This is a genomic window from Sphingomonas leidyi, assembly GCF_011761945.1.
Classification (GTDB): Bacteria; Pseudomonadota; Alphaproteobacteria; order Sphingomonadales; family Sphingomonadaceae; genus Sphingomonas; species Sphingomonas leidyi.
In genome coordinates this window covers 1,541,779-1,564,721 of the sequence record NZ_JAASQV010000001.1, presented here as the reverse complement: position 1 = coordinate 1,564,721, position 22,943 = coordinate 1,541,779, and the positions used below count along the sequence as shown (strand labels likewise).

Here is a 22,943-nt window from a genome sequence, read left to right as displayed (position 1 = left end):
CCTAGAGGATTCGAGGCTAGCCCGATGCCGCGGTCAGCGTCCAGTGAGGCGGTGCCAGAGCAGCCGGCCCACCCGGGCCGGCGCGCCCGCCGGCTTCGGCGTATCGGCTAGATCCAGCCGGGCCCTGTGCGCGAGCGCACCGAGCGCGCGGGCCGGGCGGCTCCAATGTGCCCGGCCGGCGGCGTCCAGCAGCGGGCGGGCGATGTCGCGCGCGGTGGCGCGTTCCTCCCCGGCCTGCAGGTTGTGCGCGAGGTCGGCCAGTGCCCAGCCCTGCCCCGCCGCCGACAGGGGATCGCCCCTGCTGCCGAGCACCATGCCCGCGGCGACGAACAACTGCCCTCGCCCCTCGCCGAAGCGACGCATGGCGTCGGCATCGAGAGTCTCCTCCTCGATCAGCACTTCCCAGCCATGGACGATCGGCACCAGCGACGCACCGGTGATGCCGTGACGCAGCACCTCGGCCTGGAGCGCCTTGAGCACCGGCTCGGCAGGCGCCGGCGCGTAGTCGAGCTTCTCCAGCGCCTCGCGCCACCAGGCGAGCCGCATCTGGCCGAGCGCGGGCTCGCGCGTGGTGCGCAACAGCCGGGCGAGCGCGTCGTCGAGCACGAGCAGCGCCAGCAACCCTGCCCGGCGCGCGACCGGGGCATAGGTGAGGATCAGATCGCGTTCCGGATCCTCCACGATCCCCGTCATGCCGGCCCTCCGCTGCATAAGGGTAGCGTTAACCATCCGGATTTATACGTAATTAGCGACAATTGATCCAAGGTGCCTCGTTGATCGGGGACGGGGGGCCCTTCCATGCACGAAGGACGGCTGAATTTGGCGACCGCGCGCGCCTTCATGGGCAGGCTTGCGCGCGACGTGCGCGCCAACACGCTTGCCATCATGACCATGGCACTGATCCCGCTGGCGGGCATGGTGGGCGGCGGCGTGGACATCAGCCGCATGTACATCGTCAAGACGCGCCTGCAACATGCTTGCGACGCGGGTGCGCTCGCCGGACGCAAGGCGATGGGCGGCGGCGTGTGGAACTTCAACAATTATTACGCCCGCACCCAGGCCGAGAAGTTCTTCGATGCGAACTACAATGCGTCCGCCTATGGCGTGACCGCGCGTTCGCGTGCCTTCTCCGAGAATGCCGGCAAGGTGAGCGGCACGGCATCGGCCGACCTGCCGATGACGCTGATGCGCATCTTCGGCAAGACCAGCGAGACGCTGTCGGTAACCTGCGACGCCGAAATGCGCCTGCCCAATACCGACGTGATGTTCGTGCTCGACGTCACCGGATCGATGGGCAGCAAGGCAGTCAGCACCGATTCCGATACCAAGATCAACTCGCTCAAGACCGCGGTGAAGTGCTTCTACGAGATCGTGGCGCGGCTCGACACGGATGCAAACTGCACCACCGGCTCGCCCAGCGGCGGCACCGGCAGCCAGGTCCAGCTCCGCTTCGGCTTCGTGCCCTATTCGACCAATGTGAACGTGGGCAAGCTGCTGCCGACCAGCTTCCTGGCGAACAGCTGGGACTATCAGTCGCGCGTCAAGGTCGGGATGGACTGGAGCGCATGGCGAAACAATCGCTATCACAGCAAGAGCGGCAGCGCCTGTGTGGCGCAGGCGAACACCGCGACCGCGCAATATCAGTCGAGCGCGACCGGGCAGAGCGGCAGCAGAGCCTGTCTCGAACAGGTGCGCAACTATGTGCCCCAATGGAAATACGGGCAGATCAATACCTCGATCAGCGGCCTCAAGAACGGCACGCAGTGGAACAACAGCTTCGTCCTGCCGCTCAACGATGACGGCTCGAACCGATCGATCGGCTGGGACGGCTGCATCGAGGAGCGGCGGCCGACCGTCAGCCAGTCGAGCTATTATCCGATCCCCAACACCGCCTATGACCTGAACATCGATCTGATGCCGAGCCAGGGCGACAGCAAGACGCTGTGGGGGCCGGCGCTTCCCGATCTCATCTACGCCCGGAGCATGACCAGCAGCTGGTCGCAGCTCAACACCGCCGAGACGACCACCACCGACAATTACTACAACTCGATCCCCTATTACTGCCCCGCCGAGGCGAAGAAGCTGCAGCAATGGCCGAGCGCCGATAGTTTCGACAATTATGTCGACAGCCTCTATCCCACCGGCAACACCTATCACGACATCGGCATCCTGTGGGGCGCGCGCTTCATGTCGCCGACGGGCATCTTCGGAACGGAGAACGCCTATACTCCGCAGGGCGGCGAGATCGAACGGCACATGATCTTCATGACCGATGGCGACGCCGTGTCGGCACCCTGCGACTATACGGCCTATGGCGTCGGCTATTTCGACAGGCGGACCACTTCCGACGTCGGCAGCGCGTCCAGCTGCGGCAGCGAACGCCAGTCGTTCGACGATCAGGTGAATGCCCGCTTCACCGCGCTGTGCACCGCAGTCAAGAACAAGAACATCACGCTATGGGTGATCTCGTTCGGCAGCGGCTCCAACGCGACGACCGAGAGCCGCCTGCAGACCTGTGCGAGCGACGGGCGCTATTTCACCGCCCGCAATTCGGCGGCTCTGCAGCAGACGTTCAAATCGATCGCCGACCAGATCTCGCAGCTCAGGCTTACCAAATGATGCGCTTCCGTTCCTTCCTCCTGCGGGCCCGGCCCCTGGCGCGCGACGCGCGCGGCGTGACCGTAGTCGAATTCGCGATCGTGGCGCCGGTGATGGGCCTGTTCCTGCTCGGCGGGTTCGACATCGCGCACACGCTCTACATGCGCGCGGTGCTGCAGGGCATCGTGCAGAAGACCGCGCGCGATTCCACGCTGGAGGACTCCGGGGACCCCGAGGTCCAGTCCCGGCTCGACGGCGCCGTGGTCGCCCAGGCCAAGGCGCTGGCGAACAACGCCGTAGTGGCGATCACCCGCCGCAACTACCGGACCTTCTCCGATGCCTCGGCGGCGCGGGCGGAAGCATGGACCGACACCGACCGCAACGGCACCTGCAACAATGGCGAACCCTATGAGGACGCCAACCAGAACGGCATCTGGGACAAGGACGGCGGCAATGCCGGCCAGGGCGGCGCGAAGGACGCCGTGCTCTACACGGTGAAGGTTTCCTATCCGCGCTTCTTCCCGATCTACAATTTCATCGGCGGATCGAGGACCACGACAGTGACGGCATCGACGGTACTCAAGAACCAGCCCTTTGGCGACCAGGGCAGCTATGGCACGCCGACGGTCCGGTATTGCTCATGATCCGCGCCCTTCCCCACCTCGCGCGCCTGCGCCGCCTGGGTGACGACACCAGCGGGCTGGCGCTGCTGGAGTTCGCCTTCATCCTGCCGATCGTGCTGACCCTGAGCCTGGCCGGCGCGGAGATGACCAACTACATCATCACCAAGATGCGCATCAGCCAGATCGCCCTCCATCTGGCCGACAACGCCTCGCGCATCGGCACCGGCAGCCAGCTTCAGGCCAAGACGATCAGCGAGATCGACATCAACGACCTGCTGACCGGTGCGCAGCTGCAATCGGGGGAACTCGACCTGTTCACCAACGGCCGGGTGATCATCTCGGACCTCGAGCCGATGGCCAATCCCAATACCAGCGGGAAGTACAAGATCGTCTGGCAGCGCTGCAAAGGCGCGGTCACCGGCTTCTCGCCGCAATATGGCAATCTGAAGGATCCGACCACCACGACGTCCAACATGGATGGCATGGGGCCCCAGAACCGGCAGGTGATGGCACCCGATGGCGGCGCGACGATGTATGTCGAGGTCTATTACAACTACAAGCCGCTGATCAGGACTTCGCTCACCCCCGCCGGCACCATTTCCGAGATCGCATCGATGATGGTTCGCGACCGGCGCGACCTCAGCCAGATCTACAATGTCGAGAACGCTCCCAAGGCAGCGTGCTGATCGCATGAAAAAGGCCGGGGTCTCCCCCGGCCTCTTCCGTATCCGATGCAATCCGGCGGGGCGCGGCCCCGGTATCAACCCCTGTAGGTGACCTTCTTCACTGCCGCGACCACCTTGTCCGCAGTGATCAGCGCCAGCTTCTCGAGGTTCGCGGCATAGGGCAGCGGCACGTCCTCGTTGGTCACGCGCAGCACCGGCGCGTCCAGATCGTCGAAGCCCTGCTCCATCGCCACGGCGACGATCTCGGACGAGATCGAGCAGACCGGCCAGCCTTCCTCGACCACCACCATGCGGTTGGTCTTCTTCAGGCTCTCGAGCACCGTCGCGGTGTCGAGCGGGCGCAGCGTGCGCAGGTCGATGACTTCCGCGTCCACGCCCTCTGCCGCCAGCTTCTCGGCGGCTTCCAGCGCGACGCCGACGCCGATCGAATAGCTCACGATCGTCACGTCCTTGCCGGCGCGGACGATGCGCGCCTTGCCGATCGGCAGCACGTAATCGTCGAGCTTCGGCACTTCGAAGGTGCGGCCGTACATCAGCTCGTTCTCGAGGAACACGACCGGGTCTTCCGAGCGGATCGCCGCCTTGAGCAGCCCCTTCGCATCCTGTGCGTCATAGGGCGCGATCACGATCAGGCCGGGAACGCTGGCATACCAGGGGCCATAATTCTGCGAGTGCTGCGCGGCGACGCGCGAAGCGGCGCCGTTGGGGCCGCGGAACACGATCGGACAGCGCATCTGGCCGCCGGACATGTAGTTGGTCTTGGCCGCGGAGTTCACGATGTGGTCGATCGCCTGCATCGCGAAGTTGAAGGTCATGAACTCGACGATCGGCTTGAGGCCGCCCATCGCCGCGCCCGAGCCGAGGCCGGCAAAACCATATTCGGTGATCGGCGTGTCGATCACGCGCTTGGCGCCGAACTCCTCGAGCAGGCCCTGGGTCACCTTGTAGGCGCCCTGATATTCGGCGACTTCCTCGCCCATCACGAAGACGCGCGGATCCTTGCGCATTTCCTCGGCCATCGCATCGCGCAGCGCCTCGCGGACGGTCGTCTTGACCATCTCGGTGCCTTCCGGGATCGCGGGATCCTTGACGGTGGCCGCCTTTTCGCTGGCGAGCTGCTTGGTGCCGCTATCGGCCTTTTTGGGGCCGCCATCCTCGCCGGCGGCAGGCTCCGCGGGAGCGGGCGCCGGGGCCGGTGCGGCGGCGGGCGCCGGTGCGGCGGCGGGCGCCGGTGCGGCGGCATCCTCGCCCTCGCCCGCGATCGTAGCGATCACGGTGCCGACCTTCACATTGTCGGTGCCCTCGGCGACCAGGATCTTGGCGATCGTGCCCTCGTCGACGGCCTCGAACTCCATCGTCGCCTTGTCGGTCTCGATCTCGGCGAGGATATCGCCCGACTTGACCGCGTCGCCTTCCTTGACGAGCCACTTGGCGAGCGTGCCCTCCTCCATGGTGGGCGACAGCGCCGGCATCTTCAGTTCGATCGCCATCTCAGTAGGACTCCACCAGCACGTCGGTATACAGTTCGGAAGGATCGGGCTCGGGCGTCTGCTCGGAGAAGTCCGCCGCCTCGTTCACGATCTTGCGAATCTCCGCCTCGATCGCCTTCAGCTCCGCCTCGGTGACCTTCATGTCCTCCAGCTCGTGCTTCACCTGCTCGATCGGGTCCGACTTGTCGCGGACCGACTGGACCTCCTCGCGGCTGCGATACTTGGCCGGATCGGACATCGAGTGGCCACGATAGCGATAGGTCTTCATCTCGAGGATGATCGGGCCCTTGCCCGCGCGGACCCAGGCCAGCGCCTCCTCGGCGGCACCGCGGCAGGCGAGCACGTCCATGCCGTCCACCTGGATGCCGGGGATGCGGAAGCTCTCGCCGCGCTTGTAGAGCTGGTCTTCCGCCGACGAGCGGTTCACGCTCGTGCCCATGGCGTACTGGTTGTTCTCGATCACGTAGATGATCGGAAGCTTCCACAGCTCGGCCATGTTGAACGATTCATAGACCTGGCCCTGGTTCGCGGCGCCGTCGCCGAAATAGGCCATGGCGACGCCGCCATCCTCGTTATACTTGTGCGCGAACGCCAGGCCGGTGCCGAGCGCAACCTGCGCGCCGACGATGCCGTGCCCGCCGTAGAATTTCTTCTCGGTCGAGAACATGTGCATCGAGCCGCCCTTGCCCTTCGAGATGCCGGCGGCGCGGCCCGTGAGCTCGGCCATGATCACCTTGGGATCGATGCCATAGGCGAGCATGTGGCCGTGATCGCGATAGCCCGTGATCACCGAATCCTTGTCGCCGTCGAGCGCCGACTGCAGGCCGACCGCAACCGCTTCCTGGCCGATATAGAGGTGGCAGAAACCACCGATGAAGCCGAGGCCGTAGAGCTGGCCCGCCTTCTCCTCGAAGCGGCGGATCAGGAGCATCTGCTTGTAGAACTCGAGCAGTTCCTCCTTCGAAGCCTGGTAGCGCTGCGGCTCTTCGGGCCGCTCGCGATTGGTCTTTGCGGGTTCAGTCGATTTGCGAGCCGGTGCTTTGGCCACGATCAGGAAATCCTCGTCCGGGGAGGGGGAAGGCGGGTGCCTATAAGCGCGTTTTCGCCCGCCGCGCAACTAACGCGGGAATGCGCGTGCCGTTCAGTTGACGCCACGGCAATTGCAGTCTGCGCAACCAGGGGTGCAGATTGCGTACGCTGCAATGCAGCGTCCAGAGATCAGCGCCCGGCGGGTGCCGGCGCATGCTTCTGGAGGGGGATCACGACCTCGTCCGGGCGGACGACGTTCAGCTGCTTGCGCGCCAGTTCATCGGCCAGGTCGGGGTCGACCCCACGCTTCTTGTCGAGCAGGTCGACGCGATTCTTGAGCGCGGCCCGCTGCTTGTCGAGCCCGGCATATTCCGCCTTCTTCTGCTCATACTCCACCTTGGTCTGCTTGGTCTGCATGATGCCGGTCGGCCCGAGCACGGCGTTGTAGCCGAAGAAGCCGATGGCGATCAGCGTCAGTGCGGGCAGCCCGGCCCGGCGAAGCAAGGTCTGGAACGGAGAAGCGTTACGCGAGCGCATCTGGTGTTTTTCGCTTAACCACGCGCCGCACGCAAGGCCCGTATTGGTGCGGAGGCGCGAGTCGTCCCCTGCCCCCTTGCAGGCAGCTTGCGCCGGGCGAGAGCGTCAGAATGCCAGGCGAACGCGCGCGACCACGCGATCTCCGTCATGGCCCAGGTCTGCGAACGGCGAGGCGCTCGTCCGCCGGGCGAAGTCGGTGCCGACATAATCGAGTCCGATCGTGAAGGGGAATTGGCTGTACTCCAGCCCCAGCCGCCAGTCGGTATAATCGCCCAGGGGCCTGAGCCGGGCGGCGCGCACCGGATCGTCCGTGCTTCCCGTGCTGCGCCCCAGCGTCGCGGATACGGACAGCGGCGTGGCCGGGATGCCCGCATCGGCCGACGCGAACAGATAGAGATTGTCCCCGCCGATGGCGCGCTGGCTCGGCGCATAGACCGCACCGGCACCGAGCCGGAGCGGCCCCAGCGTATAGCTGCCCCGGGCGCCCAGCTCGACATAGTCCATGCGCTCGCGCGCGCCGGTGAACAGATGCGCGGTCACATGCCCGCGCAGCCGGAACGGCCCGGCATCGGTCGCCGCCCCCAGTTCCAGGTCCGCCACGGCATCGGCATCGGCGTGCCTCGGCGCGTTGCGCGTGCTGACGATCCGGACGGACGCGTCCGCCGCTCCGATCGCGACCAGCGCATCGGCAGAGGCCACTGCTCGCCCGCCGCTCCAGCTCAGGCCACGGCGGCTCTCGTCGGTTGCCAGCTCCACGCCACCGGAGATGTCCTGCGCATGCGCCGCCGCGCCCGAGAAGATTGCGAGCGCCGCCGCCGGCAATGCCCTTGCCCGTCTCACCCTCATGTCCCGCGATTCACTCCCTTCGGTTCGATCTCGGCCTTCAGCATCGCCCTGTCCTCGTCCGCGATGGTCAACAGGCGCATGCGGATATCGTCGGCGCGTCGGGCGATTTCCTCCGTTACCGCATTCTCGCTCGCACCGCACCAGCCGGGGCGGCTGCCTTCCAGGATCGCCCTATGCTCGATGCTGCGATTCGAACGCAGTTTCTCGCCGGATCGTGCCTCGCGCTCGACGCGCAGATGCGCGCGCCAGGTACAGCGGAGCGTGGACGGCATGCCGGCCTTGGTGGCTGCGCCGACCTGCCGCCGAACGAGGACGACGCGCGCGCGATAATGCGTGTCGATCCGCTCGCCGGCATGGTCGAAGCTGGTGCGATGCTCCAGGGTGGAATGGACGGATCCCGGGGCTGCAAGCGCCAGCCCGATCGCGAGAACAATGCTCATGGCTCATCTCCGTGCGGCGCACCGGCTCCTGTCGGCCAGTGTCCCCCCGCGGATGGACAAGCAGGCGCCGGGCCGCAACCGCTGGGACCGGGCAGAAACACTTCCTCACGATAATCGCGCGGATTCGCTCGCGCTGCGGCAATCGGCGCCAGCCGGCCTGCCGTGGCGATGGATGCCAAGGCGCACGAGATAGCCGCCCTTATTCTTCACCGCCCTCCCCCGACCGTCATCTTCGCCAAGGCGAGGACGACGATCGGGAGGCGAGCGCACCGCTTCCGCGAATGGGAGGGAGGGCAGCCTTACTTCTTCAGCACCGAACGCCCGGCATAGACCGCAGCGTCGCCCAGCTCTTCCTCGATGCGGATCAGCTGGTTGTACTTCGCAAGCCGGTCCGAACGGGCCAGCGAGCCGGTCTTGATCTGGCCGCAGTTGGTGGCGACCGCCAGGTCGGCGATCGTCGCGTCTTCGGTCTCGCCCGAGCGGTGCGACATCACCGCGGTATAGGAGGAGCGCTGGGCCAGGCTGACGGCTTCCAGCGTCTCGGTCAGCGTGCCGATCTGGTTGACCTTCACCAGCAGCGAATTGGCATAGCCGCCCTCGATGCCGCGCAGCAGGCGCTTCGGGTTGGTGACGAACAGGTCGTCGCCGACCAGCTGGACCTTGCCGCCGAGCAGGTCGGTCAGCGCCTTCCAGCCTTCCCAATCGTCCTCGGCCATGCCGTCCTCGATCGAGAAGATCGGATATTTCGCCGCCAGGTCGGCCAGGAACGCCGCGTTCTCGGCCGACGACAGGGTCTTGCCCTCGCCCACCATCCGGTAGGCGCCGTCCTTGTAATATTCGGTGGCGGCGCAATCGAGCGCGAGCATCACGTCGTCGCCGGGCGTGTAGCCCGCGGCCTCGATCGACGACATGATGAAGTCCAGCGCCTCGGTGGTGCTGGCGATGTTCGGGGCGAAGCCGCCCTCGTCGCCCACGCCGGTGGCCAGGCCCTTCTCGTGCAGCTTCTTCTTCAGCGTGTGGAAGATCTCCGAGCCGCAGCGCACCGCCTCGACGATGTTCTCGGCACCGACGGGAACGATCATGAATTCCTGGAAGTCGATCGGATTGTCGGCATGCTCGCCGCCATTGATGATGTTCATCATCGGCACCGGCAGGACATGGGCGTTGACGCCACCGACATAGCGATAGAGCGGCAGCCCCCGCGCGTCGGCGGCGGCCTTGGCGGCGGCCAGGCTGACGCCGAGGATGGCGTTGGCGCCCAGGCGGCCCTTGTTCTCGGTGCCGTCGAGCTCGATCATCGCGGCGTCGAGATCGGCCTGGTCCTCTGCCTCCATGCCGACGACTTCCTCGAAGATCTCGCTGTTCACTGCCTCGACCGCGGCGTCGACGCCCTTGCCGAGCCAGCGCGACTTGTCGCCGTCGCGCTTCTCCACCGCCTCGTGCGCGCCGGTCGAGGCACCCGAGGGCACTGCGGCGCGGCCGAAGCTGCCGTCCTCGAGCATCACGTCGACCTCCACGGTGGGGTTGCCCCGGCTGTCGAGAATCTGGCGGGCGTGGATGTCGATGATTGCGGTCACGGAACGGTCTCCCTAGGTATGGCAGTGAGGGCGCGACGCGGCCTCTAACGGCAACGGATGGAACTCGCAAACGTGGCCGTGGTTGTTTCGCAATGGGCATGGAGGTTTTTTGGCATGGCTGACGAAACGACGGGTGATACGCTGAATGCTCCGGCTGCGGCCGAGGGTGGCTCCGCGACCAACAAGCTGCGCGAGGAAGCGAGCAAGCTCGGCAGCCAGGCCGCCGAGCGCGCCCGCGCGCTGGCCGGCGAGGGCAAGGAAAAGGCGACGGGTGCGCTCGACGAAGTCGCGAGCATGATGAAGTCGGCGGCCAACGACGTCGATGCCCGGCTCGGCGAGAATTACGGCAAATATGCCCGCTCCGCCGCGGACGGCATTTCGAACTTCGCGGAAAGCCTGCGCGGCAAGGAAGTGGACGATCTGGTCGCCGACGTCACGGCCTTCGTGCGCAAGAGCCCGGCGGTGGCGGTGGGTGTCGCGGCGGGCCTGGGCTTCGTGCTCGCGCGCCTGATCAAGTCGGGCGTGGACGCCGCGTCCGACGCCGGCGACAGCGACAAGTCGTAAGCGGCGAAGCGGGGGGTGGACGCGCCACAGCCTGACGAGAAGGGCATCGGCGAGCTGCTCCAGCAGCTCGCCGAGGACGGCAGGGCCTATGCCGATGCCGAGCTTGGCTATTATCGCACGTTGCTGCGCGCGAAACTGCGTGACGCGCGCGAGATGCTGTGGATGGGCGCGGTTGCGCTCGCCCTCGCCCAGGCCGCGGCAGTGGCGCTGGTGGTCGGGCTGGTCCTCACTCTCTCCCCGCTGGTCGGCCCGGGACTGGCGACGCTGATCGTCGTCCTGGCGTTCCTTGCGATCGCCGGGCTGATGGGCTGGCTCGCCTGGACCCATGTGAAGCGCATCTTCAAGGAAAGGCCGTGAGCGAGAATCCGCACGACGTCGACGCCGCAAGGGCGCGGATCGCGGCGGCCCGGGCCCGGCTGTTCGGCACGCTCGGCCAGGTGCAGGAACGGCTGCGCCCCGCCAATCTGGCGCAGGACGCAGTGGAGACCGCCGCGCAAGGCGTCGCCACCGTCGCGCGCAAGGGTGCGGAGGCGGTGCGCAGCCGCCCCCTCGCCGCCGCCGGCATCGCCGCTACCATCGGCCTCGTCATGGCGCGCGGCTGGATCGGCGACATCCTCTCCAGGCGGCATGAAACTCGCGACCCGGCCACGGGTTTGAAGCACAAAGGCAAGAAAGGATCCTCCTGATGAGCACCAATCCCGCGAACGAGCAGGGCGAAAGCCTGGCCGAGAACCCCTATGTGCTGGTCGCCGGCGGCGTCGCGCTGGGCGTGCTGATCGGCATGCTGGTTCCGCGCAGCCGGAAGGAGCGCGAACTGCTCGAAGGCACCGGCCGCCAGATCGCCGGCAAGGTCACCGGCACCGTCCAGGCAGTGAAGGAAGCCGGCAAGGCGGAGTTCGACGCGCTGCTGCCCAGCCGCGACGACGCCAAGGAACGCGTCACCTCCTTGTTCGGCAATCTCGTCGATGCCGCGAAGGGTGCAGCGCAAAAGGCTTGAGGCCGGCGCCCCCCCTTCCTAGAGGCCTCTATAAACCAGAAAATGCTTTCGGAGGCCCAATGAGCAAGCTGCATCTCGTCTTCGGCGGTCGCGTGACCGATCCGCAGACGCTCGATTTCGTCGATCCGTCCAAGCTGGATGTCGTCGGCATCTATCCCGACTATGCCAGCGCCGAGAATGCCTGGCGCAGCGCCGCCCAGCGCACGGTGGACGATGCCGAGATGCGCTATGTGGTGGTGCACCTGCACCGCCTGCTCGAGCCCGATCTCAAGGGCTGAGCCGCGGGCCCGGTGGAATTCAGGCCTTGCGCCAGTTCCACTGGAAAAGCGGCCGGGCCAATATCAGTCCGGCCGCGAAGCCGCCGATATGCGCGGCGGCGGCAATTCCCACATTCGCGGCCTGGAATGCCAGCCCGGTCATCAGGTTGATCGCCACCCAGGCGGCGGCGAGCCATGCGACGTGCACCGCGCGCGCCGGAATGGGCCCGATCGGCTTGGCGCGCGAGCGGCCATAGAGCAGCGAATAGGCACCGACGATCGCGGAAGCCGCGCCGCTCGCGCCGATCATCGGGCGTACCGACTGCGGATCGGCCAGCCACTGCGCGCCCGCCGCAGCATAGGCGCCCACCAGATAGAGGATCAGCACGCCCCAGGGCCCGATCGCCTTCTCCGTCTCCCGGCCCGTATAGGCGAGCATCAGGATATTCATGCCGAGATGGAACAGACCGGCATGGAGCAGCGTCGCGCTGAGCGGAGTCAGCAACGCCGGGACCATGGTGAGCCCTTGCGTATCGACCGTCCCGGTCAGGCGCGCGGGAATGAAGCCGCCGAGCACGGCAGCTTCGATCTCGCGATGCGTGAACAGCACGAACAGACTGACCAGGACCGTGACCAGCACGATCCAGGACGTGGCCGTAATCCGGCGCAAATCCATCGTCAGATGAATTCGATCTGCGACACCAGATAATAGCGGTCGCCGGCGGGAACCGAGACCTCGACCTCCTCGTCCACCTTGCGCCCGATCAGCGCGCGGCCGATCGGCGAGTTGTACGAGATGCGGCCCTTGCTGACATCGGCCTCGGTCTCGCCGACGATCTGGTACTTGATCGGCTTGTCGTCCTCGTCGAGCAGCGTCACCGTCGCGCCGAACACGACCTTGTCGCCCGAAAGCTCGCGAGGATCGATGATCTGGGCACGGCTGAGCTTGCCCTCGATATCCGCGATCGTGGCTTCGTTCTGGCCCTGCTGCTCCTTGGCGGCGTGATATTCGGCATTTTCCGACAGGTCGCCGTGCGCGCGCGCCTCCTCGATCGCATCCACGATCAGCGGGCGTTCGATTTTCAGGCGCTTCAGCTCCGCGGTAAGCTTGTCATAGCCTTCCTGAAGCATCGGCATCTTGTCGACCGTCGCCATCCACCAAGTCCTTCAAAACGCCCCGTCCCACAAGCGCCCCCGGGGGAACGCCCGCACATGGATACTGATGGGGGAAGATCAATTGTGCGAACGCGAATAATAAGCCTGCCAATGCCGCACTGCAAGGCTAGGAAAGTTATCTTCGAGCCGAAGCTGGAATAATCGGTCCGGCTCCCCGTCGAAACGCGGGGAGCCGGAGGGATCGGATCAACCGCGCGAGGCGTAGAAATCCTGGAGCGGCCGCACGTCGAGGCTGTGCCTGGACAGCGCCTCGATCGCCCGTGCCGCCGCTACGCTCGCCTGCGCCGTGGTGAAGTACGGGATCTTGAGATTGAGCGCCGAACGCCGGATGTCCGACGAATCCTTCAGCGACTGCCAGCCTTCCGTCGTATTGAAGATCAGTGCGATATCGCCGTCCAGGATGCGGTCGACGATGTGCGGACGGCCCTGCGCCACCTTGTTGACGCGCTCGACCCTGATGCCCTCGTTCGTCAGATAGTCGGCGGTGCCGCCGGTGGCGACAATGGTAAAGCCCAGTTCGGCGAGCAGGCGCACCCCCGGCAGCACCACCGGCTTGTCGGTATCCTTGACGCTGACGAACAGCCGGCCCGTGCCGGGCAGCACCGTTCCCGCGCCCAGCTGCGCCTTTGCGAAGCTGGTCGCGAAATCCATGTCGATGCCCATGACTTCGCCGGTCGACTTCATCTCGGGCGAAAGCACCGGATCGACGCCGGGGAACTTGTTGAACGGGAAGACGGCTTCCTTGACCGCGATGTAATCGATGTCCCGGTCGATCTTCGGCAGGTCGGCCAGCATCTCGCCTGCCATCACCCGGCTGGCGATCTTGGCGACGGGGATGCCGATCGCCTTTGCGACAAAGGGCACCGTGCGGCTGGCGCGCGGGTTCACCTCGATCAGATAGACCTCGCCGTCCTTCACCGCGAACTGGATGTTCATCAGGCCCTTGACCCCGAGCGCGCGGGCCAGCGCATCGGTCTGGCGCTCGATCTCGGCGACGATCTCCGCCGGCAGGCTGTAGGGCGGGATCGAACAGGCGCTGTCGCCCGAATGGACGCCGGCTTCCTCGATATGCTGGAGCACGCCGGCCACGACCACATCGCTGCCGTCGGCGATCGCGTCCACGTCCACTTCCACGGCATCGCGAAGATACTGGTCGATCAGCACCGGCGAGTCGCCCGATACCTGCACCGCGGTCTGGATGTAATCGTCGAGCTGCTGGGTGGAGTCGACGATCTCCATCGCGCGGCCGCCCAGCACGTAGCTGGGGCGCATCAGCACCGGATAGCCGATCCGCTCGGCGATCTTCACTGCTTCGTCCCGGGTGCGGGCCAGGCCGTTGGCCGGCTGCCTGAGGCCCAGCTTCTCGACCAGATCGGCGAAGCGCTCGCGGTCCTCGGCCAGGTCGATGGCATCGGGGCTGGTGCCGAGGATCGGGATGCCGGCATCTTCCAGCGCCTTGGCGAGGTTGAGCGGGGTCTGGCCACCGAACTGGACGATCACGCCGACCAGCTCGCCCTTCGACTGCTCGACGTGGAGGATCTCCAGCACGTCCTCGGCAGTCAGCGGCTCGAAATAGAGGCGGTCCGACGTGTCATAGTCGGTGCTCACCGTTTCGGGATTGCAGTTGACCATGATCGTCTCATAGCCCGCATCCGCCAGCGCGAAGCAGGCATGGCAGCAGCAATAGTCGAACTCGATGCCCTGGCCGATGCGGTTCGGGCCGCCGCCCAGGATGACGACCTTCTTGCGGTCGCTCGGTGCCGCCTCGTTCTCGGGCTCGCCGAAGCTCGGCGCCTCGTAGGTCGAGTACATATAGGGCGTCTTCGCCTCGAACTCGGCCGCGCAGGTGTCGATGCGCTTGAACACCGGGCGGACGCCCAGCTTGTGGCGATGCGCGCGCACGTCGTTCTCGGTCACGCCGCCGGTCATCGCCTTGACGACTTCGCCGATCAGCCCGGACGATTTGGCCATGGCATCGGCGCCTTCGCGCAGGTTCGCCGATTTGAGCGCGAGGAAGGCGAGGCGCTTGTCGCTGAAGCCCATCGCCTTGAGGCGGCGCATGCCGGCGGCATCCTGGGGAAGCCCCTTGTCCATCACCTCGGCCTCGGCCGCGATGATCTCCGCCAGGCGCTCCATGAACCAGGGGTCGTACTGGGCGACCGCGCAGACTTCGGTGACGGTGAAGCCCTCCCGCAGCGCCTGGGCGGCGATCAGCAGCCGGTCGGGCGAGCGGATCGCCAGCGCCGCCTCGATCTCGTCGCGGCGGGCACCGGCGAGCTTCTCGACATTGTTGAAGCCGCTCAGGCCGGTCTCCAGGCCACGCAGCGCCTTCTGCATCGATTCGTGGATGTTGCGGCCGATCGCCATCACTTCGCCGACCGACTTCATCGCGGTGCCGAGCGTGGCTTCGGCGCCCTTGAACTTCTCGAAGGCGAAGCGCGGGATCTTGGTGACGACATAGTCGATCGTCGGCTCGAAGCTCGCCGGTGTGGCGCCGGTGATGTCGTTGTCGATCTCGTCGAGCGTATAGCCCACCGCCAGCTTGGCCGCGACCTTGGCGATCGGGAAGCCGGTCGCCTTCGATGCCAGCGCCGACGAGCGCGACACGCGCGGGTTCATCTCGATGACGATCAGGCGGCCATCCTTCGGATTCACTGCGAACTGCACGTTCGAACCACCGGTTTCCACGCCGATTTCGCGGAGCACCGCGATCGATGCATTGCGCATGATCTGGTATTCCTTGTCGGTCAGCGTCAGCGCCGGGGCGACGGTGATCGAATCGCCGGTGTGGGTGCCCATCGCATCGACATTTTCGATGCTGCACACGATGATGGCGTTGTCCTTGCGATCGCGGACAACCTCCATCTCATATTCCTTCCAGCCGAGGAGCGACTCCTCGATCAGCACCTCGGTCGTCGGCGACAGGTCGAGGCCGGTCCGCACGATGGCGGTGAATTCCTCGCGGTTATAGGCGATGCCGCCGCCCGAACCGCCCATGGTGAAGCTGGGGCGGATGATCGCCGGCAGGCCGACATGCTCGAGCGCGGCCAGCGCCTCGGCCTCGCTATGCGCGATCGCCGAGCGGGCGCTTTCGAGCCCGATCTTGGTCATCGCGTCCTTGAACTTCAGCCGGTCCTCGGCCTTGTCGATCGCCTCGGCATCGGCGCCGATCATGATGCAGCCGAACTTCTCCAGCGTGCCGTCGTTCGCAAGCGCCAGCGCGGTATTGAGCGCAGTCTGGCCGCCCATCGTCGGCAGCACCGCGTCGGGGCGCTCCTTCTCGATGATCCGGGCGACGATCGCCGGGGTGATCGGCTCGACATAGGTGGCGTCGGCCAGCTCGGGATCGGTCATGATCGTCGCCGGGTTCGAATTGACCAGGACGATGCGATAGCCCTCTTCCTTGAGCGCCTTGATCGCCTGCGTGCCCGAATAGTCGAACTCGCAGGCCTGGCCGATCACGATCGGACCGGCGCCAATGACGAGGATGGAGGAGATGTCGGTGCGTTTGGGCATCTTAGTTCTTCTTGGCCCCGAATAATTTGCTCAGGAATGATCTGGGTTTTGCAGCGGAGGTGAGCTCCGGTTCCGGCGAACCCTGCTTCAGGACGAAGGTTTCCCATCCGTCATACTCGACGCCGTGCCTATTGGCAGCGGCCAGCAGTTCCGGGCTTATCTCGCGAAAGGCACCGAAATCGACGGCGGTCACCTTGGTAAGCACGATTCCGATGGGTTCTTCGATCCAGTGATCGAGCATATAGCCCAACCCTTCGAGTTCGCTGGCAAGCCCCTGAAGGCGCTCGCGTTCGCCGTAGAACCAGAAATCGGTCTTCCGGGGTGCCGCACCGAGGTCGCCGTGCTTTTCAAGGTTGGCAATAACGCCTTGATCACCGTTCAATTTCAAATCGAGTTGGGTTGGCGTGACCAGCCCGAGATAGGCCTCCCGGTTCTCGACCGACAGCAATCTGACTTCAAAGCCGGGCATGGAAAGGGCTCCCATGTCGAATGGCAGGGCAATGTCGGATGCGTGCCCAAAATAGACTACGCGCTGCCCTTCTCCGGTCACGCTGGCGGTATGAAAGGCGGCGACGCCCGCTGCAGTCAATTGCGCGATCGCGGCATCTTCCTTCGCCTGCAACGCGCTCAAATCGCGAGGGAAGCCGAAATCATCGACGAGTTCATCGCGCTCCGCCCAGAAGCAGATCGCGGTCAACGCATTGGCTTCGACGAACTGACGGATGTTGGAGTTCTCGCGAACGCGGACCATGAGAGGAAAATCCTCAACCGAGTCCCGCTCCAGGAGAATCCAACGATCGTGATCACCACCAACCGACATGTCGGGTGGGGCTGCGCTCACTTCATCATCCCCACGAACCGCTCGAACAGATAGAAGCTGTCCTGCGGCCCCGGGCTCGCCTCGGGGTGATACTGCACGCTAAACGCCGGGCGGTCGGTCAGCGCGATGCCCGCGTTGGAGCCATCGAACAGCGACACATGCGTCTCGCGCGCATTCTCGGGGAGCGTCTCGCGCTCCACCGCGAAGCCGTGGTTCATGCTGGTGATCTCCACCGCGCCGTCTTCCAGCCGCTTGACCGGGTGATTGGCGCCGCGGTGCCCCTGGAACATCTTGGTCGTCTCGGCGCCCACCGCCAGCCCCAGCAGCTGGTGGCCCAGGCAGATGCCGAACAGCGGCTTGCCGGTCTCGAGCAGCTGGCGGATCACCGGCACGGCATATTCGCCGGTCGCGGCGGGGTCGCCCGGGCCGTTCGACAGGAAGAAGCCATCCGGGTTGAACGCCATGATCTGTTCGTAGGTCGCCGCCGCCGGCAGCACGGTCACCCTGGCGCCGGCATGGACCAGGTTGCGGAAGATGTTGCGCTTCGAACCATAGTCGAGCGCGACGACATGCGGCCGCGCATCTTCCTGGCCGCCCTCGCCATAGCCGAAGCCCAGCCGCCAGACGCCGCCTTCCCAGCCGAAATGCGTCTCGGCGGTGACCGTGATGGCGAGGTCCATGCCCTCCAGGCCCGGCCAGGCGCGTGCCATTTCGAGCAGCAGCGGAATGTCGAACTTGCCCTCGGCCGAATGCGCGATCACGCCGTTGGGCGCGCCGGCCAGGCGGATGCGGCGGGTGAGCGCGCGGGTGTCGATGCCCGACAGGCCGATCCGCGCATGCTTCTTCATCCAGGCATCGAGATGCTCGGTCGCGCGAAAATTGCTCGGCTCGGTCACGTCCTCGCGCACGATCATGCCCAGCGCATGGGGATCGTCCGCCTCGACATCGTCGGGGTTCGCGCCGACATTGCCGATGTGGGGAAAGGTGAAGTTGATGATCTGGCCCGCGAACGACGGGTCGGTCATGATCTCCTGATAGCCGGTCATCGCGGTGTGGAAGCACACTTCGCCGACCGCCTGCCCCTCGGCGCCGAAGCCCCGCCCCCAGATCACGTCCCCCGACGCCAAAACCAGAACGCCGGTAGCTCCGGCAGGCATGGGCGTAGGCGTGGCGTCGGCCATTTAGGGGTGGCTCTCCATTTGAGGTGCAGCAATGTCGCTAAGTGCCGCCCGCTAGACCCCTACCCCCCTCGCGTCAACCGGTTCGCGGGTCTATTGCGGGTAATTCCCGATTCACGAGAGACGAAATGATCCGAGACGACATCAAGGCAGCCCAGATCACCGCCATGAAGGCCGGCGACAAGGGGACCCGTCAGGCGACCAACCTGATCCTGAGCGCGATCAAGAACCGCGACATCGAAGAGCGCACCAGATCCGTCCAGATGGACGACGACGCGATGGTGATCGAAGTGCTCCAGAAGATGGTGAAGCAGCGCCGCGAATCGATCGAGATGTTCGAAGGGGGCGGCCGCCAGGACTTGGTCGACACGGAGAAGGCCGAAGTCGCGGTGATCGAGCGCTTCCTGCCGGCGCAGATGAGCGACGCGGAGACGATAGCGGCGATCGAGGCGATCAAGGCCGAACTGGGCGCTTCGGGCATGAAGGACATGGGCCGCGTGATGGCGGAGCTGAAGGCGCGCCATGCGACGACGCTGGACATGAGCAAGGCGAGCAGCCTGGTGAAGGCGGCGCTCTCCTGAGGTGAGCCTTACTCCCGCCTTTCTGGACGAGCTCCGCGCCCGCACCCTGCTCTCCGGCCTCATCGCCAAGACGGTGAAGCTCCAGAAGGCGGGACGGGAGTTTCGTGCCTGCTGCCCGTTCCATAACGAGAAGACGCCGTCCTTCTACGTCAACGACGACAAGGGCTTCTACCATTGCTTCGGCTGCGGCGCGCACGGCGATGCGATCCGCTGGATGACCGATCAGCGCGGCCTGCCCTTCATCGATGCGGTGAAGGAGCTGGTCCAGGCGGCCGGCATGGAAATGCCCGAGCAGGATCGCCGCAGCGCCGAGAAGGCCGAGCGCGCCAAGGGGCTGCACGAGGCAATGGAGGACGCCGCCAGGTTCTTCGTCGAGCGCCTCCACGGCATCGAAGGCGCCGAGGCGCGCGCGGTGCTCAGGAAGCGCGGGATCAACGACGAAACCGCCAGGGCCTTCGGCATCGGCTTCGCGCCCGATTCGCGCGGCAAGCTCAAGGAAGCGCTCAAAGGCTATGGCGATCCCATGCTGGTCGAGGCCGGCCTGCTGATCTCGGTGGAAAAGAAGGACCCGTACGATCGGTTCCGCGGCCGACTGATGATCCCGATCCGCGACGTGCGAGGCCGGGCCATCGCCTTTGGCGGGCGCATCATCGGCGAGGGCGAGCCGAAATATCTCAACTCCCCCGAGACGCCGCTCTTCGACAAGGGGCGCACGCTCTACAATCTGGATCGTGCCCAGGCCGCGGCACGCAAGTCCGGGCGGATCATTGCGGTCGAGGGCTATATGGACGTGATCGCCCTCGCCCAGGCCGGTTTCGGCGAGGCGGTGGCGCCGCTCGGCACCGCGATGACCGAGCATCAGCTCGAACGGCTGTGGCGGATAGCCGATGTCCCCCTCCTCTGCTTCGACGGCGATTCGGCCGGCCAGAAGGCGGCCCTCCGCGCTGCGCATCGCGCCATGCCGATGCTCGAGCCGGGGCGCAGCCTCGCCTTCGTCACGCTGCCCGATGGGCTCGATCCCGACGATCTCGTCCGTGCCCAGGGACCCGCCGCCTTCGAGGCGCTGCTCGGCAAGGCGCGGCCGCTGGTCGATCTGCTCTGGGACAGCGAGGTTGCCGCCGAACCGCTCGACACGCCCGAGCAGCGCGCCGGCCTGAAGCGCCGTCTTGGCGAACTTGCCGGGGGGATCGGCGATCCGAATGTGAAGCACGAATATCTCGCCGAGTTTCGCGAGCGCACCGATGCGCATTTCGGGCGCGGGCAACGCGGGTTCGAGGCGCGAGCCCCCCGTGGCCCCGGTGCGCCGGCGGCGCGCGGGAGGCGGGACAAGCGCGGCAACTGGATCCCGCCCGAGCCGCCGCTCACCCAGCGGACCCGCTCGGTGCAGGCCGGCGGGCTCGACCCCATCCTCGCCAAGGCGGTGCTCGCCGGGCTGATCCGCCACCCCGCCGAAATCGCGCGCCACATGGAGGTGCTCGGCTCCCTGCGCGGCGCATCGGGCGCGCTCGGCAAGCTGTTCGAGGCGGTGGTCGACGTCGCGCTCGAAGACCGGCAGCTTGATCGTGCCAAGGTACTCACCATATTGGCGCGGTCCGGTTTCGATCAGATGGCGAGCGAGCTGCTCCGGGCCGATACCCTGCCTTTCTCCTTCACCCGGCCCGAAGCCGAGGAAAGGAAAGCGCGCGAAGACCTGAACGAGGCGATCGCGGTGATGGTGGCGCGCCCCGCGGTGGACGCGGCGCTGGCAGAGGCAACGGCCGCGATGCTCGAGCGTTTCGACGATGCGGCGTTCGCCCGGCAAACGGCTCTGCTCCGGCAGCGCCAGGAGCTGGAAACGCGCCTCGCGAATCTGATGCTTGCGGACGACGAGAATTTCGAGGATTAGGGCGGCGTATAATTGCCGCCATCCAAGTTTCGAGGATTTGAATGGCCAAGGCGAACATGGCGGACGTCACCGACACCGGCGAGGCGGGTGACGCGCCGCTGATCGATCTCAACGAAGGCTCGATCAAGAAGCTAGTCGCGCGGGCGAAGAAGCGCGGCTACATCACCGTCGACCAGCTCAACGAGATGCTGCCGCAGGACCAGATGTCCTCGGAGCAGATCGAGGACGTGATGGCGGCGCTCAACGACATGGGCGTCAACGTGGTCGAGAACGAGGAAGCCGGCGAGGACGCCGAGCCCGAGGACGACAGCGCCGACGATGCCGATTCGAACGACGGCAACGACGATTCGGCGCCGGCCTTCGAGACCAAGAAGAAGGAAACCGTCGATCGCACCGACGATCCGGTACGCATGTACCTGCGCGAGATGGGCGCCGTGGAGCTCCTGTCCCGCGAGGGCGAGATCGCGATCGCGAAGCGCATCGAGGCCGGTCGGGACACGATGATCCTGGGCCTGTGCGAGTCGCCGATCACCTTCAACGCGATCATCGGCTGGTCCAACGCGCTCAACGAAGGCACGATGCAGCTGCGCGAGATCCTCGATCTCGACGCGATGCTCTCCAAGGGGCCGTCGGCCGAGCAGGTCGAGGGCGCCGAGGACGACAATGGCGAGATCAGCGAAGCCGCCGCCGGCCCCTCCTACAAGGAAGAGGAAGAGGTCGAGGAAGTCGCCGAGGAGGAAGACGAGGATTCGATGACCGAGCGCCGCGCGCCGCGGCCTTCGGACGACGAGGAGGAGGACAATACCCTCAGCCTCGCCCAGATGGAGGAGACGCTCAAGCCGCAGGCGCTCGAGAAGTTCGCCAACATCACGTCGATCTACAAGAAATTCTCCAAGATGCAGCTCCAGCGCCTCGATGCGATGGCTGCCGGCGGCGAGCTCGTCGCCTCGGACGAGAAGAAGTACCAGAAGCTGCGCGAGGAGCTGACGGCCGAGGTCGAGTCGGTCCAGTTCCATCAGCAGAAGATCGAGTATCTGGTCGACCAGCTCTACAGCTTCAACCGGCGCCTCACCGCGCTGGGCGGTCAGATGCTGCGCCTTGCCGAGCGCCACAAGGTGAGCCGCAAGGATTTCCTCGACCGCTATGTCGACCATGAGCTCGACGAGCAGTGGCTGCAGTCGGTCCAGGGCCTCGACAAGAAATGGGCGGCCTTTGCCGCGAACGAGGGCGGCGCGGTCGACCGCATCCGCATCGAGATCGCCGAGATCGCCCAGTCGACCGGCATGGCGCTCGGCGAATTCCGCCGCATCGTCAACATGGTGCAGAAGGGCGAGCGCGAGGCGCGCATCGCCAAGAAGGAGATGGTCGAGGCCAATCTCCGCCTCGTGATCTCGATCGCCAAGAAGTATACGAACCGCGGCCTGCAGTTCCTGGACCTGATCCAGGAGGGCAATATCGGCCTGATGAAGGCGGTCGACAAGTTCGAGTATCGCCGCGGCTACAAGTTCAGCACCTATGCGACCTGGTGGATCCGCCAGGCGATCACCCGCTCGATCGCCGACCAGGCGCGCACGATCCGCATCCCGGTCCACATGATCGAGACGATCAACAAGCTGGTCCGCACCAGCCGCCAGTTCCTCCACGAGCAGGGCCGCGAGCCCACGCCCGAGGAAATGGCCGAGCGCCTGAGCATGCCGCTCGAGAAGGTGCGCAAGGTGATGAAGATCGCCAAGGAGCCGATCTCCCTCGAAACGCCGATCGGCGACGAGGAAGACAGCCATCTGGGCGATTTCATCGAGGACAAGAACGCCGTGATCCCGGTGGATGCCGCGATCCAGGCGAACCTGAAGGAAACGGTAACCCGCGTCCTCGCCTCGCTCACCCCGCGCGAGGAGCGCGTGTTGCGCATGCGCTTCGGCATCGGCATGAACACCGATCACACGCTCGAGGAAGTCGGCCAGCAGTTCTCGGTCACCCGCGAGCGAATCCGCCAGATCGAAGCGAAGGCGCTGCGCAAGCTCAAGCACCCGAGCCGTTCGCGGAAGATGCGCTCGTTCCTCGATCAGTGATCCATCGCTGAACGCCGTGCAGAAGTTCGGAATGGGGAAGGCATCGCCTTCCCCGTTTTCGTTTCGGGTAGGAA

The 22,943-nt window shown here is 65.8% G+C and carries 23 protein-coding genes; 11 read left to right on the top strand and 12 right to left on the bottom strand.

Annotated elements, in window-relative coordinates; genetic code table 11:
* Nucleotides 1-33: 33 nt before the first annotated feature.
* A complete protein-coding gene (locus tag FHR20_RS07550; protein WP_167298911.1) occupies nt 34-693 on the bottom strand; it encodes a squalene/phytoene synthase family protein in 660 nt (219 codons plus the stop codon).
* A 126-nt stretch (nt 694-819) separates the two neighbouring features.
* Between FHR20_RS07550 and FHR20_RS07545 the strand changes: the two genes are divergently transcribed.
* Genes FHR20_RS07545 through FHR20_RS07535 form a run of 3 tightly spaced genes read left to right on the top strand, consistent with a single transcriptional unit; the run spans nt 820 to nt 3,907 of the window.
* Complete coding sequence (locus tag FHR20_RS07545) at nt 820-2,619, top strand: TadE/TadG family type IV pilus assembly protein (RefSeq protein WP_243857148.1); 1,800 nt, start codon at nt 820-822, stop codon at nt 2,617-2,619.
* Nucleotides 2,616-3,242 (top strand): TadE/TadG family type IV pilus assembly protein, encoded by a 627-nt coding sequence (locus FHR20_RS07540; protein ID WP_243857147.1) that lies wholly within the window; start codon nt 2,616-2,618, stop codon nt 3,240-3,242. Before FHR20_RS07545 ends, FHR20_RS07540 begins: the two co-directional genes overlap by 4 nt.
* A complete protein-coding gene (locus tag FHR20_RS07535; RefSeq protein ID WP_167298910.1) occupies nt 3,239-3,907 on the top strand; it encodes a TadE/TadG family type IV pilus assembly protein in 669 nt (222 codons plus the stop codon). Before FHR20_RS07540 ends, FHR20_RS07535 begins: the two co-directional genes overlap by 4 nt.
* A 74-nt stretch (nt 3,908-3,981) precedes the next feature.
* On the opposite strand, the gene FHR20_RS07530 is transcribed toward FHR20_RS07535, so the two are convergent.
* The 6 genes from FHR20_RS07530 to eno all read right to left on the bottom strand — a co-directional run bounded on the left by FHR20_RS07530 (nt 3,982) and on the right by eno (nt 9,826).
* The gene (locus FHR20_RS07530; RefSeq protein WP_167298909.1) at nt 3,982-5,397 is read right to left on the bottom strand and encodes a pyruvate dehydrogenase complex E1 component subunit beta; all 1,416 of its coding nucleotides are present in this window, start codon (nt 5,395-5,397) and stop codon (nt 3,982-3,984) included.
* A gap of 1 nt (nt 5,398) precedes the next feature.
* On the bottom strand, nt 5,399-6,445 hold the full coding sequence (pdhA, locus tag FHR20_RS07525; protein WP_167298908.1) for a pyruvate dehydrogenase (acetyl-transferring) E1 component subunit alpha: 1,047 nt from the start codon (nt 6,443-6,445) through the stop codon (nt 5,399-5,401).
* Nucleotides 6,446-6,615: 170 nt separating this feature from the next.
* Entirely contained in the window at nt 6,616-6,963 is a 348-nt protein-coding gene (locus FHR20_RS07520; RefSeq protein ID WP_167298907.1) for an FtsB family cell division protein, read from the bottom strand.
* 105 nt (nt 6,964-7,068) lie between these two features.
* Entirely contained in the window at nt 7,069-7,809 is a 741-nt protein-coding gene (locus FHR20_RS07515) for a TorF family putative porin (RefSeq protein WP_167298906.1), read from the bottom strand.
* Nucleotides 7,806-8,249 carry a hypothetical protein gene (locus FHR20_RS07510; RefSeq protein ID WP_167298905.1) on the bottom strand — a complete coding sequence of 148 codons (444 nt, stop codon included), beginning with the start codon at nt 8,247-8,249 and terminating at the stop codon, nt 7,806-7,808. The genes FHR20_RS07515 and FHR20_RS07510 overlap by 4 nt, the downstream gene beginning before the upstream one ends.
* Nucleotides 8,250-8,548: 299 nt before the next feature.
* Nucleotides 8,549-9,826 (bottom strand): phosphopyruvate hydratase, encoded by a 1,278-nt coding sequence (gene eno, locus FHR20_RS07505; protein ID WP_167298904.1) that lies wholly within the window; start codon nt 9,824-9,826, stop codon nt 8,549-8,551.
* Between the two features lie 114 nt (nt 9,827-9,940).
* Between eno and FHR20_RS07500 the strand changes: the two genes are divergently transcribed.
* From FHR20_RS07500 to FHR20_RS07480, 5 genes are read left to right on the top strand one after another with little or no spacing between them, the layout of a single operon-like run.
* A complete protein-coding gene (locus FHR20_RS07500; RefSeq protein WP_167298903.1) occupies nt 9,941-10,390 on the top strand; it encodes a hypothetical protein in 450 nt (149 codons plus the stop codon).
* 15 nt (nt 10,391-10,405) lie between these two features.
* Complete coding sequence (locus FHR20_RS07495; protein WP_167298902.1) at nt 10,406-10,747, top strand: phage holin family protein; 342 nt, start codon at nt 10,406-10,408, stop codon at nt 10,745-10,747.
* On the top strand, nt 10,744-11,076 hold the full coding sequence (locus tag FHR20_RS07490; protein ID WP_167298901.1) for a DUF3618 domain-containing protein: 333 nt from the start codon (nt 10,744-10,746) through the stop codon (nt 11,074-11,076). The genes FHR20_RS07495 and FHR20_RS07490 overlap by 4 nt, the downstream gene beginning before the upstream one ends.
* The gene (locus FHR20_RS07485) at nt 11,076-11,387 is read left to right on the top strand and encodes a hypothetical protein (RefSeq protein ID WP_167298900.1); all 312 of its coding nucleotides are present in this window, start codon (nt 11,076-11,078) and stop codon (nt 11,385-11,387) included. The genes FHR20_RS07490 and FHR20_RS07485 overlap by 1 nt, the downstream gene beginning before the upstream one ends.
* A gap of 59 nt (nt 11,388-11,446) precedes the next feature.
* Nucleotides 11,447-11,665 (top strand): DUF4170 domain-containing protein, encoded by a 219-nt coding sequence (locus tag FHR20_RS07480; protein ID WP_137861039.1) that lies wholly within the window; start codon nt 11,447-11,449, stop codon nt 11,663-11,665.
* 19 nt (nt 11,666-11,684) lie between these two features.
* Here the strand turns inward: FHR20_RS07480 and FHR20_RS07475 are convergent, their stop codons facing one another.
* The 5 genes from FHR20_RS07475 to carA form a co-directional block, all read right to left on the bottom strand.
* Nucleotides 11,685-12,320, bottom strand: a complete 636-nt coding sequence (locus FHR20_RS07475; RefSeq protein ID WP_167298899.1) for a rhomboid family intramembrane serine protease — start codon at nt 12,318-12,320, stop codon at nt 11,685-11,687.
* Nucleotides 12,321-12,322: 2 nt separating this feature from the next.
* Nucleotides 12,323-12,799 (bottom strand): transcription elongation factor GreA, encoded by a 477-nt coding sequence (gene greA / locus FHR20_RS07470; RefSeq protein WP_086129679.1) that lies wholly within the window; start codon nt 12,797-12,799, stop codon nt 12,323-12,325.
* A gap of 207 nt (nt 12,800-13,006) precedes the next feature.
* Nucleotides 13,007-16,336, bottom strand: a complete 3,330-nt coding sequence (gene carB / locus FHR20_RS07465) for a carbamoyl-phosphate synthase large subunit (protein ID WP_167298898.1) — start codon at nt 16,334-16,336, stop codon at nt 13,007-13,009.
* A gap of 1 nt (nt 16,337) precedes the next feature.
* Nucleotides 16,338-17,177, bottom strand: a complete 840-nt coding sequence (locus FHR20_RS23155) for a ribonuclease E inhibitor RraB (RefSeq protein ID WP_167298897.1) — start codon at nt 17,175-17,177, stop codon at nt 16,338-16,340.
* Nucleotides 17,174-18,337, bottom strand: coding sequence for a glutamine-hydrolyzing carbamoyl-phosphate synthase small subunit (gene carA, locus FHR20_RS07455; RefSeq protein WP_167298896.1), 1,164 nt, complete (start codon nt 18,335-18,337; stop codon nt 17,174-17,176). Before carA ends, FHR20_RS23155 begins: the two co-directional genes overlap by 4 nt.
* 125 nt (nt 18,338-18,462) lie before the next feature.
* On the opposite strand from carA, the gene FHR20_RS07450 reads away from it, so the two are divergent.
* From FHR20_RS07450 to rpoD, 3 genes are read left to right on the top strand one after another with little or no spacing between them, the layout of a single operon-like run.
* Nucleotides 18,463-18,915, top strand: coding sequence for a GatB/YqeY domain-containing protein (locus tag FHR20_RS07450; protein WP_167298895.1), 453 nt, complete (start codon nt 18,463-18,465; stop codon nt 18,913-18,915).
* Nucleotide 18,916: 1 nt separating this feature from the next.
* Nucleotides 18,917-20,800, top strand: coding sequence for a DNA primase (dnaG, locus tag FHR20_RS07445; protein ID WP_167298894.1), 1,884 nt, complete (start codon nt 18,917-18,919; stop codon nt 20,798-20,800).
* A gap of 41 nt (nt 20,801-20,841) precedes the next feature.
* Nucleotides 20,842-22,869: an RNA polymerase sigma factor RpoD gene (rpoD, locus tag FHR20_RS07440; protein WP_167298893.1), complete on the top strand. Its 2,028-nt coding sequence runs from the start codon at nt 20,842-20,844 to the stop codon at nt 22,867-22,869.
* The last annotated feature ends 74 nt before the right edge of the window (nt 22,870-22,943 follow it).

What these genes read in the sequence shown, in the direction of transcription:
- FHR20_RS07550 (WP_167298911.1), bottom strand. Translation starts at nt 693, where the DNA reads ATGACGGGGATCGTGGAGGATCCGGAACGCGATCTGATCCTCACCTAT.
- FHR20_RS07540 (WP_243857147.1), top strand. Translation starts at nt 2,616, where the DNA reads ATGATGCGCTTCCGTTCCTTCCTCCTGCGGGCCCGGCCCCTGGCGCGC.
- FHR20_RS07535 (WP_167298910.1), top strand. Translation starts at nt 3,239, where the DNA reads ATGATCCGCGCCCTTCCCCACCTCGCGCGCCTGCGCCGCCTGGGTGAC.
- FHR20_RS07530 (WP_167298909.1), bottom strand. Translation starts at nt 5,397, where the DNA reads ATGGCGATCGAACTGAAGATGCCGGCGCTGTCGCCCACCATGGAGGAG.
- FHR20_RS07520 (WP_167298907.1), bottom strand. Translation starts at nt 6,963, where the DNA reads ATGCGCTCGCGTAACGCTTCTCCGTTCCAGACCTTGCTTCGCCGGGCC.
- FHR20_RS07515 (WP_167298906.1), bottom strand. Translation starts at nt 7,809, where the DNA reads ATGAGGGTGAGACGGGCAAGGGCATTGCCGGCGGCGGCGCTCGCAATC.
- FHR20_RS07510 (WP_167298905.1), bottom strand. Translation starts at nt 8,249, where the DNA reads ATGAGCATTGTTCTCGCGATCGGGCTGGCGCTTGCAGCCCCGGGATCC.
- FHR20_RS07500 (WP_167298903.1), top strand. Translation starts at nt 9,941, where the DNA reads ATGGCTGACGAAACGACGGGTGATACGCTGAATGCTCCGGCTGCGGCC.
- FHR20_RS07485 (WP_167298900.1), top strand. Translation starts at nt 11,076, where the DNA reads ATGAGCACCAATCCCGCGAACGAGCAGGGCGAAAGCCTGGCCGAGAAC.
- FHR20_RS07480 (WP_137861039.1), top strand. Translation starts at nt 11,447, where the DNA reads ATGAGCAAGCTGCATCTCGTCTTCGGCGGTCGCGTGACCGATCCGCAG.
- FHR20_RS07475 (WP_167298899.1), bottom strand. Translation starts at nt 12,320, where the DNA reads ATGGATTTGCGCCGGATTACGGCCACGTCCTGGATCGTGCTGGTCACG.
- greA (WP_086129679.1), bottom strand. Translation starts at nt 12,799, where the DNA reads ATGGCGACGGTCGACAAGATGCCGATGCTTCAGGAAGGCTATGACAAG.
- carB (WP_167298898.1), bottom strand. Translation starts at nt 16,336, where the DNA reads ATGCCCAAACGCACCGACATCTCCTCCATCCTCGTCATTGGCGCCGGT.
- carA (WP_167298896.1), bottom strand. Translation starts at nt 18,337, where the DNA reads ATGGCCGACGCCACGCCTACGCCCATGCCTGCCGGAGCTACCGGCGTT.
- FHR20_RS07450 (WP_167298895.1), top strand. Translation starts at nt 18,463, where the DNA reads ATGATCCGAGACGACATCAAGGCAGCCCAGATCACCGCCATGAAGGCC.
- rpoD (WP_167298893.1), top strand. Translation starts at nt 20,842, where the DNA reads ATGGCCAAGGCGAACATGGCGGACGTCACCGACACCGGCGAGGCGGGT.